The 14,708-nt window shown below is 44.5% G+C and carries 6 protein-coding genes; 5 read left to right on the top strand and 1 reads right to left on the bottom strand.

Annotated features, from left to right (window positions below):
• Nucleotides 1-120: 120 nt before the first annotated feature.
• The 5 genes from DWW10_RS08205 to DWW10_RS08185 all read left to right on the top strand — a co-directional run bounded on the left by DWW10_RS08205 (nt 121) and on the right by DWW10_RS08185 (nt 12,956).
• On the top strand, nt 121-3,288 hold the full coding sequence (locus DWW10_RS08205) for a SusC/RagA family TonB-linked outer membrane protein (RefSeq protein ID WP_118421202.1): 3,168 nt from the start codon (nt 121-123) through the stop codon (nt 3,286-3,288).
• A gap of 6 nt (nt 3,289-3,294) precedes the next feature.
• Nucleotides 3,295-5,334, top strand: a complete 2,040-nt coding sequence (locus DWW10_RS08200) for a RagB/SusD family nutrient uptake outer membrane protein (RefSeq protein WP_022394130.1) — start codon at nt 3,295-3,297, stop codon at nt 5,332-5,334.
• A 48-nt stretch (nt 5,335-5,382) separates the two neighbouring features.
• On the top strand, nt 5,383-8,199 hold the full coding sequence (locus DWW10_RS08195; RefSeq protein ID WP_022394129.1) for a SusC/RagA family TonB-linked outer membrane protein: 2,817 nt from the start codon (nt 5,383-5,385) through the stop codon (nt 8,197-8,199).
• 29 nt (nt 8,200-8,228) lie between these two features.
• Complete coding sequence (locus DWW10_RS08190) at nt 8,229-9,962, top strand: RagB/SusD family nutrient uptake outer membrane protein (protein ID WP_022394128.1); 1,734 nt, start codon at nt 8,229-8,231, stop codon at nt 9,960-9,962.
• A gap of 129 nt (nt 9,963-10,091) precedes the next feature.
• On the top strand, nt 10,092-12,956 hold the full coding sequence (locus DWW10_RS08185) for an exo-beta-1,4-galactosidase (RefSeq protein WP_409012354.1): 2,865 nt from the start codon (nt 10,092-10,094) through the stop codon (nt 12,954-12,956).
• A 109-nt stretch (nt 12,957-13,065) separates the two neighbouring features.
• Here the strand turns inward: DWW10_RS08185 and DWW10_RS08180 are convergent, their stop codons facing one another.
• Nucleotides 13,066-14,661 (bottom strand): glycoside hydrolase family 43 protein, encoded by a 1,596-nt coding sequence (locus tag DWW10_RS08180; protein ID WP_118421204.1) that lies wholly within the window; start codon nt 14,659-14,661, stop codon nt 13,066-13,068.
• Nucleotides 14,662-14,708: the final 47 nt, after the last annotated feature.

Genomic DNA, 14,708 nt, shown 5'->3' with positions numbered 1-14,708 from the left:
TCCATTATTACATGCTTTTGTACAATTTCACATTATTTGGAATTATATGTGTAGTTATATTTGCAGCACATTTATTATTTGAGAATTAAAAACACTATCGTTAACTTAAAAAAAGAATGCATGAAAAACAGAAGAAAAAACAAACTGTTTGGTTACCTGCATGAGTTCAGGCAATTTTTCTTCATTACATTTCTATCGGTGCTTTCCGTGAATCTCTATGCACAGCAGAAGGGTATTCAAGGCGTTGTGGTAGATGGTAATGGAGAAACTATCATTGGAGCTAATGTCTTGTCGGAAGACGGTAAGGTTGGAGTGATAACCGATCTTGATGGGAATTTTAAATTGGATGTCCCGGTGGGTACTAACATTAAGATTTCATACATTGGTTATAAGACCAAGGTATTGAAAGCGACTGCCGGGAATATGAAAATCATTTTATTGGAAGATTCCGAAATGCTTGCCGAAGTGGAAGTAGTAGCCTATGGCGTACAAAAGAAAGTAACGGTGACCGGTGCGCTTTCGAGTGTGAAATCGGATGATTTGGTTCGTACGCCGGTATCTTCCGTAAACAACGTGTTGGCAGGTCAGCTTTCCGGTGTGACTACCGTACAGTATTCGGGTGAGCCGGGTTCGGATGCTGCCACGATTTTCGTACGTGGTCAGGGTACTTGGGCAGATTCCGCTCCGTTGATTCAGGTGGATGGCGTGGAACGTTCCATGGCGGACATTGACCCTGAAGACATCGAAAACATCACTGTGCTGAAAGATGCCTCGGCTACGGCCGTATTCGGTGTACGCGGTGCCAACGGTGTAGTATTGATTACTACCAAGCGAGGTAGAGAAGGACAGGCCAAAATTGACATCAACACCTCTTTTTCTGCGTTGACTCCGACTCGCCTCTTAGAGCAGGCAAACAGTTATGAATACGGGTCTTTCTTCAACCAGATGCAGAGGAATGACTTTGACTTCTCTGCCGGTGAGACGTTCACTCCGATGTTCTCGGATGGAGTGCTTCAGAAATTCAAGGACGGCAGCGACCCCATCCGCTTTCCGAGTACGCGTTGGGTCGATTACATCATGAAAGATGTTACCATGCAATCCAAGCATAATGTCAACATCAGTGGTGGTACCAAGACCATGCGCTACTTTGTTTCTGCCGGTTTCATGACACAAGGTGGTCTGTTTACCGAATTTGACGATTTCCATTACGACTACCGCTATCAGCGTTTCAACTATCGTACCAACCTTGACTTGGATGTGAGTAAGACTACCACTTTGTCGTTCAACTTAGCTGGTTCGGTAGACAATGCACAGAAGCCCCGTACCAGTCAGGGCGCTTCCGGTATGATTATGAGTATGTTGCAGGCCACTCCTTTCAGCAGTCCGGGTATCGTTGACGGAAAGAATGTCGCCACTACCACCGATTATAGCGATGGACTGACCTTGCCTTTTGTAGGAGGCGGTGCCATGAATTATTACAGCAGTGGAGGTACCGGTGGTTATTACCATTACAATAATAACAAGTTGCAGTTAGATCTTGCATTAGATCAGAAATTGGACTTCATCACCAAAGGCCTTGCATTTAAGCTCAAAGGTTCGTATAACAATATGTTCAACGTGACCAAGGGAGGTACTGTGGGGCGTGCTACCTATTTTCCTGTTATTCAGAGTGATGGCAGTCTCCTTTATCGTAAAGAAGGCGAAAATACTCCCGTCAGTTACAGTGAAGATACCGGAAAGGCGCGCGACTGGTATTTCGAGGCACAGTTGAACTACAATCGCACTTTCGGCGATCATTCGGTAGGTGCATTGGTGCTCTATAATCAGAGCAAGAATTACTATCCCGACAGTTATTCGGACATTCCGCGCGGATATGTAGGTCTGGTGGGGCGTGTCACTTACGACTACAAGAATCGTTATATAACCGAATTCAATGTAGGTTATAATGGTTCCGAAAACTTCCACCCAGACCGCCGTTTCGGTGTATTCCCGGCAGGTTCTATCGGTTGGGTGGTCAGCGAGGAAAACTTTTTCAAGCCCTTGAAAAAAGCCATCTCTTTCTTGAAGCTCCGTGCTTCATGGGGTTTGGTAGGTAACGACAAAGTGGGTGGTTCGCGCTTCATGTATCTGGCCGACCCCTTTCTGTATAGTGATAAGATGGCTACCCGTGGCGGTTATGCCTATAACTTCGGTGTAGAAAACTCAGTACTGTTCCCGGCTTATTATGAGGATGTGAACAACAAGAACAACCCGGAGTTGACTTGGGAAAAGGCATTTAAACAAAATTACGGTATCGATGTCAACTTATGGAACGACCGTCTGCGTGCCACTTTCGACTACTATAAGGAACACCGTACGGACATCCTGCTGAAAGACTACACTGCACCCGCCATCGTAGGCTTCCAGCCGCCTTACGCCAATTTGGGTGTGGTAGACAGCTGGGGATGGGAAGTCTCCTTGAACTGGAATCACAAGGTGAACGACAACTTCCGCTATTGGGCTACGCTGAACCTCTCTCACAACCAGAATGAGATTATCGAAAAGAAGGAAGCTCCCTATACCAATGCTTACCAGTATGAGAAGGGACACCGGATCGGTTCGCGCTATATGTACAAATTCTTCCGTTTCTATGACGAAGACACGCCTCGTTTGTACGAAGAAAAATTCGGTAAGCCTTTCCCGGAACAGCTCGTTGACTTAAAAGACGGTGATGCCGTGTTTGTGGACTTGGACGGTAACGGCATAATCAATGAAGACGATAAGACCCGTGAGTTGGGTTATACCGACGACCCGCAATACATTGCCGGTCTGAATGCCGGTTTTGCATGGAAAGATTTCGAATTTAACATGCAGTGGACGGGTTCTTGGGACGTATCGCGTGTCATCAGCGACGTGTTCCGCTATCCATTCCTGGACCGTACGACGAAAGACCGTGGCGGCTTGTTGAAATATCATGTTGAGAATACATGGAATCCCGACAGACCGGGGCAGCATTATGAATATCCGCGCGCCACTTGGACCAACGGATCTACCAACAACTATCAGGATTGCGCTCTTTATGAGAAAGATGCGAAATATCTGCGTTTGAAGACGATTATGCTTGCTTATAACATGAAACTTCCTTTCTTCAGGAAGATTGGATTGGATCGTGCCCAAGTGGCATTGAGCGGTTACAATCTGCTGACCTTTACTCCTTACATTTGGGGTGACCCCGAAACACGTGCCAGCAGTTCGCCCTCATACCCGCTTCAACGTACTTATACCATTAGTCTAAAACTTAATTTTTAAGCAAAAATGAAACTGAATATCAAACATATCATAGGTGTAGCAGCTGTGGCTACTCTCGGAATGGTTTCTTGTACGGATGAAATAAAGTTCGGAAACTCATTTCTGGAAAAGGCTCCGGGTGGTACGGTGACTGCCGATGAGGTATTTTCCAATCCGGAATATACCCGTAACTTCTTGGCAAGTGTTTACGCTACACAGTATTACAATCTGCCCACTAATTCCACGAACGCTGCTCCGCAGTGCCAGAACTATTGGAAAGGAATGCCCGATGCGTTGGGGGATGACTTTCATATTTTCTTCAACAATACCACTGTGTTTTCCAAATACTATGGCGGTTCGCTGACTTCGGCTATTGACGGAAACAAGAACGGTAATATTTATCCTTATACGAACGAATTTATCTGGGAGAATGTACGTCACTGCTGGATTCTGATTGAACGCATTAATGAAGTGCCCGACATGAGCGATGCCGAGAAAGCCCGTATAGTCGACGAAGCAAGATGTCTGATGGCTTATACTTACTTTATCGCTTTCCGTTGGTACGGCGGTCTGCCTATTATCCGCCAGTCGTTCACCGGTGCCGAAAGCAGTTATGACCTGCCCCGTCGCAGTGTTGAATCGACCGTGAACTTCATGCTGGAACTGCTGGATACAGCAATCGCCAACAAAGCATTGCCGTGGGCTTACACCGGTGCGGAAGCACAGTCGGAGACCGGTCACTGGACTTTGGCAGGTGCTATGGCACTGAAATGTAAGGTGCTGGCTTTCGCCGCGTCTCCTTTGTTCAATGATTCACAACCTTATTATCAAGGCAAATATGCTCTGGAAGCTGATACCTGCACTTGGTATGGTGGCAGCAAACCTGAACTGTGGACGAAACTGAAGGGCGCATGCGATGATTTCTTTACACAAATGAACAGCCAGGGACATTATCAGTTGATAAAACCGTCCGGAAATACACAGGAAGATTATCGATATGCCTATCGTAGCGGCTACATTCTGGAAAACAGTACTGAAATTCTACATAGTGTCCGCCGTAGTAAAAATGCCAATGGTAATGATTATGGTTGGTTCAATTTGGGCTTTGGCTCTGCGGTAGATGGTAGCAAAACCAATTCTCGTTACGCCTATTGTCCTACGCAAGAATACATCGAGATGTTTCCTTGGGCAGACGGTACTCCGTTCGATTGGGAAAAAGCGGAGAAAGAAGGCCGATTGGACAATATGTTCATTCAAGGCGATACCGTGAAAGGCAAACAACAGTTGCAGAATATCCGCTATACCCGCGATCCTCGTCTGTATGAAACCGCAGTGGTAAACGGTGCACGCCAAGCCGTGAACTGGGGTGACGGACGTGCCAGCGGTAATAACTGGGAGACTTGGGTAGGTGGCACCAATGCCAATAAAGATCCGAAAACCAATTCAGGTATATATGCCACCGGTTACCGCATGCTGAAATATCTGGTAGGTAGTGTCATGGACAGGAAGTTTCCGCAGTGGAATGCCATCATGTTGAGCGATATCTACTTGACATACGCAGAGGCCATCGTTCAGACCGGAGGTAGTTTTACGGATGCCATCGGTTACGTGGATGCCGTACGTGCTCGTGTGGGTCTGAAAGGACTGGTGGAATGCAATCCTGACAAGAACCTGACATCTAACAAAGAAAATCTGCTGGCGGAAATCATGCGTGAACGTGCTTGCGATCTGGCTTTCCAAAACGAACGCTACTTCGACTTGATCCGTTATAAGCGTGCCGACTTGTTGGAACGTCCGCTTCACGGCTTGCGCATTTATCGTTTGGTGAAGAATGGTAATGGTTGGGTACGTTCCGAAGACCAGTGGTACAATAAGTCTTTCAACAAAGGCTTGGCGGAAGACGATCCTAACTTCTACGAACCGTCACATTTCGACTTCGAACGCTTCCAAATCACTACCGGTTCCCGTATTTGGTGGTCAGGTTTTGATCCGAAGTGGTACTTGCAACCGTTCCCTATTACGGAAGTGAATAAGAATTACGGTTTGGTACAGAATGCCGGATGGTAACCTCTTTAATAATGAACAATCAAAAGGTATAAAGTAAAATAATACGTTATGAATAAAAAATATATAATTGTGTTATCGCTCTTTGCAGGTTTGTGCCTGCCGACGACGGCACAGGAATCAAACGAAGAGCAGACCGACAAGTTTGTAGGCCAGACCATCGATGTAGGTGCCGAGCGATTGCTGACCCGTGAGGAGACTACTGGTTCCGTGTCGGTCATTAGTTCCGAAACTACCGACCGTCGTAGTGCCAAGAATATCGGCAACTCCATTATTGGTCAGGGCAATGGCTTGATATCGTTGCAGAGCAGTGGTCGTTATGCAGATGTGAATCCTACTTTCTATATACGCGGACTGCAAACATTGAACGGCAAGAACTCGCCGTTGGTCATGATCGACGGTATCCAGCGAGACATTGTAAGCATTGCTCCCGAAGAAGTGGAAAGCGTCATCGTTCTGAAAGATGCGGCAGCAGTCGCCCTCTATGGATATAAGGGAATCAATGGAGCAATCAATATCGTGACTAAGCGTGGTAAGTATAACACGCGCAGCGTCAAGGTGACATACGATCATTTGTTTACTTCGCTTGCCAACAAACCCAAATTCGTAGATGCCTATACGTATGGATTGGCCGTCAACGAAGCCCGTATCAACGATGGTATGACAGGGCGTTACAGCAATCAAGAGCTCAATGCTTTGCGCGATGGAACCATGCCTTATCTCTATCCGAACGTGAACTGGGTGGATGAAACGTTCCGCGACAATGCGATGACCAATAAGTATAACATCGAATTCCGCGGTGGCGGCGAAAAATTTCGTTACTTTACCATGCTGGATTTGATTTCCAACAAGGGATTTGTGAAAGAACCGGGTGCAAATGAAGGCTATTCCACACAGGACAAATACGTAAAAGGCAACTTACGCATGAATATGGATATCGACCTGACCAAGACAACCGATCTGCAGGTGAATTTGTTGGGCGTATTGCAGGAAACATCAAGACCGGGTGCGCAGGCTGACCTTTGGGACTTGGTTTACACAGTGCCCTCTGCCGCATTCCCCATCAGGGATAAGAACGGTGTTTGGGGAGGTAGCGACACATGGGCAGGTACACAAAATCCTGTAGCACAGAGTGTCGGCGCCGCTTATTACAAAAATCATACTCGCTCGCTTTTTGCCGACATGAAGCTGACTCAGGATCTTTCCGGCCTGACAAAAGGATTGAATGCGTTCGTGCGCATCAGTTATGACAATATAGCAAATATCTATGAAGACCATAGCAAAGAGTATGTCTACAGTGTCAATGCGCCTACATGGGCGGACGGTGCTTCCGAGCCTACTGTAAAGAGTGAAATTTATGGAAAGGATAGTGAAATGGGAACAGATGCGAAAACTAATGAATTTGACCGTCTACTCCATTTCGATGTGGGATTTAACTATCAGCGGACATTCGGTGACCACAGCATCTACAGCCAGTTGAAGTGGGACTATGAGAATAACGACCCGAATGGCATCAACAACACGGTGAATCGTCAGAACATTACCTGGTGGTCGCACTATGGTTACTTGAACCGTTATTTCGTTGACCTCGCTTTGGTAGAAAGTGGCAGTAGCCGTTTGGCTCCCGGTACCAAATGGGCTTTTTCGCCCACTTTGTCGGCCGCATGGGTCATCTCCAAAGAAAAGTTCATGGAAAATGTGAAATGGGTGAATTTCCTGAAACTGCGTGCATCGGCAGGTATCATCAATGTGGACAACTTACCGGGTGATGAAGTTTGGTCATACTATGCCCAGCAGTATGGCACTTCGGGAGGTACTTATCCTTTCGACAGCGGTTGGAACTCTAGTTTCGGACGTTCCTACCTCGAACGGGTAGCTACAACCAATCCGAGCCATGAAAAGGCCTATAAATACAATGTAGGGGTGGATGCGAAACTTTTCGGATGTTTGGATGTGACTCTTGACCTTTGGAAAGAACACCGTACAAACATTTGGGTGACTTCGGAAGGCAAGTACTCGGAAATTTTCGGTATGGATCCTCCGTATGAAAATGCAGGTATCGTGGATAGTAAGGGTATAGAAGTTGGTCTTGATTATAGCAAAAAGCTCGGCCAAGTGGAATTTAATGTCGGCGGTAACTTCTCGTTGAATAAAAACGAAATCAAGGAAATGCTGGAAGAGCCCCGCCAATATGCGAATCTTGTCCAGACGGGAAATCCTTACGAACAACTCTACGGATTGGAAGCTATCGGTTTCTTCAAGGATGAAGCAGACATCGCTGCAAGTCCCACACAGAATTTCTCTACGGTGAAGCCCGGTGATATAAAGTATCGCGACGTGAATGGCGACAACATCATCGATGCCAACGATAAAGTGGCTATCGGCTACAGCACCACTTGCCCGGAAATATACTACAGCCTGCATTTGGGTGCGGAGTGGAAAGGAATCGGATTTTATGCCATGTTCCAGGGGACAGGCAATTACAGTGCCGTTCTCGACACCAAGAGCATGTATTGGCCGTTGATAAACAACACTAATATCTCTCAATATGCTTACGACAATCGTTGGACACCGCAGAATCAGAATGCCAAATTCCCGCGTCTGAGCAGCCAAAGCAATGCCAACAACTACCAGACATCGACTCTGTGGTTGGCCGACCGCTCATTTCTCAAGTTGCGTAATCTGGAAGTGTACTACAAGTTGCCCGCTTCTTGGCTGAAAAAGACGAAAATTGTAAACGCCGCTAAATTGTATGTACGTGGCATTGACCTCTTCAGTTTCGACCATATAGATGAGAACGACCCCGAAGCATATGGAATCAATCCTATGACGAAAAGCGTTGCGTTGGGTCTGAGTGTTACGTTTTAATTTTATGAACGAATTAATACATTAGAATTATGATCAATAAAATATGGAAATCTGTCTTTGTCGTATGTGCAGCCGGATGCTTGGCTTCATGTTCTGATCAGATGAATTACAATGAGTACAACATCTTCGACAAGGACTATATAACACAGAACTTCGGTAATGTAGGTGGATTCATGACCGACATCTACAATACCGTGGACTATGACTTCGGTAACTACTCATCGGGCGCCATGCAGGCGTCTGCTACAGACGAAAGTGAGTACAGTCTTGGGGGCAATGGTATCGAGCACTTCTACAATGGAGCTTGGAGCCCTACCAATGCGAAAGCGTCAGTCTGGAGTAGCATGTATAAAGGCATCAGTACTTGCAACCACGTGATTTACGAATTGCAGGGCTTGTCATTCGATGAACTGAAGCTGAACAACGACTATGCCGCCCAACTTCACCGTTATGAGAACTACAAGTATGAAAGCCGTTTTATGCGTGCTTACTTCTACTTCTGCTTGGTTCGCCAATATGGTGATGTACCTTTGGTGACCAAACAAATCACGGCAGAAGAAGTCAATTCGATAGAACGGACTTCGGCAGATGAAATCTTTAAGTTCATCATAGATGAATGTACGGAAATCCAACCATTGATTATCGAAGATTACAGTAATCTGGGAGAATTTTCCACAGGTACGGAAGAGACTGGTCGCGCGGACCGACTTGCCGTGCTTGCATTGAAAGCCCGTGCTGCCTTGTATTGGGCCAGCCCGCTGTTCAATCCAAGTGGTGACAAGGAGCGCTATTATATGGCAGCTTTGTATGCCAAAGAGTTGCTCGATGCTGCTGATAAACGTGGCAAAGGTCTTACTGCCAACTATGCGGATTTGTGGGATGCAGGAAGTTTCAATACGCCCGGCATTATGAAGGAAATCCTCTACGGTCGCCGTTATTATAAAAGTTCATCCGGTGACAACTTAGTGGAAACCAACAATTACCCTGTGGGCATTGAAGGTGGTAAGGGGGGAAACTGTCCTACTCAGAATTTAGTCGATGCTTACGATATGCTCAACGGTAAATCTATCGCTGAAGACGGTTCGGGATATGATGAGAAGAATCCTTATCAGGATCGCGATCCGCGTCTGGCGGCTACGGTAGCTGTAAACGGTGATCAGTGGCCTACTTATTCCGGTGCCGCCAAGATTGAAACATTCCAGGGGGGTATCAATGGTGAGCCTTTAACTGGCGCCACACCGACAGGCTATTACCTCAAAAAACTTTGTAACGGTGCCATTTCATTGGCCAGCAACAGCAAGTTTAAGGAGTCTCGCCATACTTGGCTGACTTTCCGTCTGGGCGAATTTTATTTGAATTATGCAGAAGCTGTGTTCAAGTATCTGGGTGGTGCAGATATTACCAGCATGGATTTCCCGATGTCGGCTCGTGCTGCTGCCAGCAAGACACGCCAACGTGCCGGTATGCCGGAGTTTGAACAAGGAATGGATGCCAATACATTCTGGACTAAGTTGTGTAACGAACGCTTTGTTGAACTGGCTTTCGAAGGTCATCGTTTCTGGGATGTTCGTCGTTGGAAAGAGGCTGACAAATATTTCAAGAATATTGTGGAAATGAAGCTGATAAAGGAAGCCGATGGAAACATTACATACATGCGCAAGAATGTATCACGCCAATGGGATGACAAGATGTATTTGTTTCCAATTCCTCAGTCAGAAAGATCGAAAAATCCAAATCTGACACAGAATCCGGGTTGGGAATAAAGGATATATTTTAAACAAAAGTTATGTAAGGTAGAGATTGAATTCAATCAAGAAAGAAGAGCGACTGTGAAGCCGCTCTCTTTTCGTATAAATAATAATATACTAATTATGAGAAAAATACTATTAATTATGCTGTCGCTTCTATCCGTTCTTCAGATGGGAGCGCAGAAGACAATTGATTTATCCGGAGACTGGAATTTTGAAATAGACAGGCAGGATATAGGAGAGAAAGAAAAGTGGTTTAATCAAGCACTAAAAGATGTGATTGAGTTACCCGGTTCAATGCCCGAAAGATTAAAGGGAGATGATGTAACGATTCGTACTCAGTGGACCGGTAGTCTTTATGACAGTTCCTATTATTACAATCCGTATATGGAGAAGTATCGCAGAGAAGGAAATGTGAAACTACCCTTTTTCTTAACTCCTGATAAACATTATGTAGGAGTAGCGTGGTACCAAAAAGAAATTAATCTTCCTAAAGATTGGAAGAAAGACCGTATTGTGCTGTTTCTGGAACGTCCGCATATCGAGTCTACTGTTTGGGTGAATGGTCATAAAGTAGGAATGCAGAATAGTTTATGTGTGGCGCATGTATATGATGTAACACAGTTTATGAGTCCTGGTAAATGCAAGATAGCTATCCGGATAGATAACCGTATCAAAGATATAAATGTAGGACCTGATTCACACAGTATCACCGACCAGACGCAGGGAAACTGGAATGGAATAGTAGGGCGTATCTGTTTGCAGACTACTCCGAAGATTTATTTAGAAGATATTCAGGTATATCCGGAACCGGAGCAAAAGGTGGCAAGAGTGAAACTTCTGATAAAATCCTCGGATAAAGGTACTGCAATTGCTCAGGTGAAGCTGTCAGCCAGAAGCTTTAATACGGAACAGTGTCATGTACTTCCGACTGTTACCCACGATGTAAAAGTGATGAATGGCATCGCGGAGCAAGAGATTGTTTTACCTATGGGAGATGATATGTTGCTTTGGGATGAATTTAATCCGGCATTGTATAAACTGACGGCTGAAATCAGTACTGGCAAAGGGAAAGAGAAAGAAGTAAAAGAGATTCAGTTTGGTATGCGCAGTTTTGAGATTAAAGGTAAATGGTTCTATGTAAACGGTCGTAAAACGATGTTACGCGGAACAGTAGAGAACTGCGATTTCCCTTTGACAGGTTATGCACCTATGGATGTGGAAAGTTGGGAAAGAGTTTTTCGTATTTGTCGTAGTTATGGATTGAATCATATGCGGTTTCATTCTTTCTGTCCTCCTGAAGCTGCTTTCATAGCTGCCGACCTTGTGGGATTCTATTTGCAGCCTGAAGGTCCGAGTTGGCCTAACCATGGTCCGAAACTGGGATTAGGTCAACCAATCGATAAATATTTAATGGACGAAACCATAGCACTGACCAAAGCTTATGGTAATTATGCTTCTTATTGTATGTTGGCATGTGGAAATGAGCCGAGCGGACGTTGGGTGGACTGGGTTACCAAATTCGTGGATTATTGGGAGAATACAGATCCGCGTAGAGTATATACAGGAGCATCTGTTGGTGGCGGATGGCAATGGCAGCCCCGTAACCAATATCATGTGAAGGCTGGTGCTCGTGGACTTACCTGGAGGCAGAAGCGTCCGCAAACTAACGATGACTATCACATGCAGAGTCGCATTGATACAGTGAGTCAGCCGTATGTATCACATGAGACAGGGCAGTGGTGTGTATTCCCTAACTTTAACGAGATACGGAAATATACCGGAGTGAACAAAGCCAGGAATTTTGAAATATTCCGTGATATTCTGAACGATAACCAGATGGGAGAACAAGCGCATTGTTTTATGATGGCATCGGGTAAATTGCAAGCGTTATGTTATAAGTATGAGATAGAAAAGACACTGCGTACTCCTGATTATGCAGGATTCCAATTGCTGGCCTTGAATGATTATTCAGGACAGGGGACGGCACTTGTAGGAGTACTTGATGTTTTCTTTGAAGAGAAAGGATATATTAATGCACAAGAATGGAGGCGTTTCTGCTCACCCACTGTACCATTGATGCGTACGGACAAGTTTGTATATACGAATGATGAGGCATTCGTTGCTGATATTGAAATTGCTCATTTCGGTGAGAAAGCCTTAAAACATGCTCCAGTGACGTATACCATAAAGGATGTGTACGGTAAAGTCTATACTCGCAATACGTTAGGGAATAAGGACATTCCTATCGGTAATCTTCACGCTTTGGGGCATATCGAATTTCCTCTTGGGGAGATAAAGAAGCCGACAGAATTAAATCTGGAAGTTCGTATTGAGGGTACTGAAGCTGTAAATGATTGGAATTTCTGGGTATATCCCAAAGAGGTGGAACTGGTGCAGAAAGATGTTTATACTACGGATACGTTAGATACTAAGGCTTTAGATATCTTGCAAAATGGAGGAAAAGTCTTAATACTTGCTGCCGGTAAAGTCAGTTATGGGAAAGAGGTGTCTCAGATGTTCACACCTGTTTTTTGGAATACATCCTGGTTTAAAATGCGTCCTCCGCATACTACAGGCATTCTGGTAAATCCCAAGCACCCTTTGTTCCGTGAGTTTCCAACGGAATATCATAGTAATTTGCAGTGGTGGGAACTATTGAATCGTGCCCAAGTGATGCAGTTCACTGACTTTCCTGCCGATTTTCAACCTACAATCCAGAGCATAGACACTTGGTTCCTAAGCCGGAAGATTGGTATGTTGTTTGAAGCTAAAGTGCTCAATGGCAAATTGATAATGACTACCATGGATCTTACTACAAATACTGACGAGCGTATTGTTGCCAGACAGATGCATAAAGCGATTCTGGATTATATGAATTCTGATCATTTCCGTCCGATGTATACAATAGAGCCGGAACGGATCAGTGATTTATTTAAAAAAGTGGCAGGTGATGTGAAATCATATACAAAAGGATCTCCGGATGAATTGAAGCCGAAAATAAACTAATGAAAATGGTCTCGTGATATAAAAATATCCATCTCACGAGACCATTCTTTTTATCTCATAAGGTGGATATTTCAGAAATTTATTGCAATTTTTTCTTTTTATGTGCCTTTTAATTATTGTCTGAAATATATTCAAACCAATCATAGAGAGCTTTATTTCGAGATTGTTTCCCATTGCTCGTAGCATATACTCCAACACCGGTACCGTTGAATTTATTGAATTTGTTATCTGATAAAGGTGCTACATTCTGAATACTGCCAATATTTATCATATGCTCCTGAGTCTCTCCAAAGCTGAACTGTATTTCTGTACCATTAACTGCTACAGATAAAAACACCTCTTGTTTGTTGTATGGGATATGCTCGATGATCTCTTTTTTTTCAAGGTGTTTCTTTATTAAAACAATGCCGGACTTATCTTTCAGCAGACTGTAATATCCGTTGGCAGTTCGGTAAAGAATCAATCCAGCCTGTTCATTATCTTTCTTTGTCTGAAAATTCAGCAGGGTAGTTGCCTTGAATTGATGATGCTTGGTTTTCTGTATAATCATAGCTGAATTTACCAGGCTATCTACTATTTCTGGTTGTAATGTCAAAGTCAGTTGACCGTTTGCCAGATTATGGAATGCCTTTTTAGGTATCCTTACGAAGTACCACTCTGAACTAAGAGTGGGAGAATCAAAATTGTCCCGCGCCGGTTTAGCTTTAACAGGTGTCCACGGAAGGTCCGGTCTTTCCTGCTTAGGCAGTATCATGCCCATCCCCGGATTGAAAATCGGAGTGAAATCTTCGAACTCTACTTTACACATAAAGGTTTCCCTTGCAAGGGGATTATACTCATTTAGCATTCTTTTTCCCAGAAAAACCGAATACCATTCTCCTTTTTGAGTTTGCACAAGGTCGGCATGTCCCAAAGCTTGCAGAGGGCACTTGCTGCCCAAGTGTCGGTGAGTGAGTACCGGATTGACTTTAGCTGCTACATAAGGTCCCCATAATGATTTGCTATGGTGTGCGGTTATGGCATGATGATAACTTGAACCTCCCTCTGCCATCAATAAGAGATACTTTCCGTCAATTTTATAAATATGGGGGCCTTCGGCATACGTTGCATTATTGGCATGTCCGTAAGTTAATATTTTCCGTTCACCGACGAGTTTTCCTTGGGAAAGGTCTAATTCCTGCATCCATACAGCACATTGTGCAGGCCATGATTTTTTGAAATCCCAGAAATTACCTGTATAGTAACATCTGCCATCATCATCCCAGAATAAGGAAGGATCAATTCCTGCTGCATCTTTCAGCCATACAGGGGCAGACCATGGTCCTTTGGGATCAGTGGCAGTTATGTAGAAATTTTCTCCGTTTTTATGAGCAGTGGTGATCAGATAGAAAATTCCGTTATGATAACGTATAGTAACTGCCCAGATGCCATCGTTATCATTCAACCCATTCATGTCTATCATGTCGGGACGATCAATGGCATGTCCTATAACTTCCCAATTTACAAGGTCTTTGCTATGATAAATGGGGATTCCGGGGTACCAGGTGAAGGAAGAAGTGACCATGTAATAGTCATTATTTACCCTACAAATTGAAGGGTCAGGATTGAATCCCGACAGTACCGGGTTGTCGTAGTACTTAGGAATCTCCTGTCCTTTTAGAGCAAAGGACATGGAAATAAAAAAGAGGACGTAAATGAGTCTCATACTTTTCATAGGAATAAAATGTATTGGTTATTAAGAGCACAAAAATA

It is taken from the genome of Bacteroides intestinalis (assembly GCF_003464595.1).
Taxonomy (GTDB): Bacteria; Bacteroidota; Bacteroidia; order Bacteroidales; family Bacteroidaceae; genus Bacteroides; species Bacteroides intestinalis_A.
The sequence above is the reverse complement of the archived record's forward strand: the minus strand, read 5'-3'. Positions and strand labels throughout refer to the sequence as shown.

Excerpts from the sequence above, each read along its gene's own strand:
- DWW10_RS08195 (WP_022394129.1), top strand. The coding sequence starts at position 5,383 with ATGAATAAAAAATATATAATTGTGTTATCGCTCTTTGCAGGTTTGTGC.
- DWW10_RS08200 (WP_022394130.1), top strand. The coding sequence starts at position 3,295 with ATGAAACTGAATATCAAACATATCATAGGTGTAGCAGCTGTGGCTACT.
- DWW10_RS08180 (WP_118421204.1), bottom strand. The coding sequence starts at position 14,661 with ATGAGACTCATTTACGTCCTCTTTTTTATTTCCATGTCCTTTGCTCTA.
- DWW10_RS08185 (WP_409012354.1), top strand. The coding sequence starts at position 10,092 with ATGCTGTCGCTTCTATCCGTTCTTCAGATGGGAGCGCAGAAGACAATT.
- DWW10_RS08205 (WP_118421202.1), top strand. The coding sequence starts at position 121 with ATGAAAAACAGAAGAAAAAACAAACTGTTTGGTTACCTGCATGAGTTC.
- DWW10_RS08190 (WP_022394128.1), top strand. The coding sequence starts at position 8,229 with ATGATCAATAAAATATGGAAATCTGTCTTTGTCGTATGTGCAGCCGGA.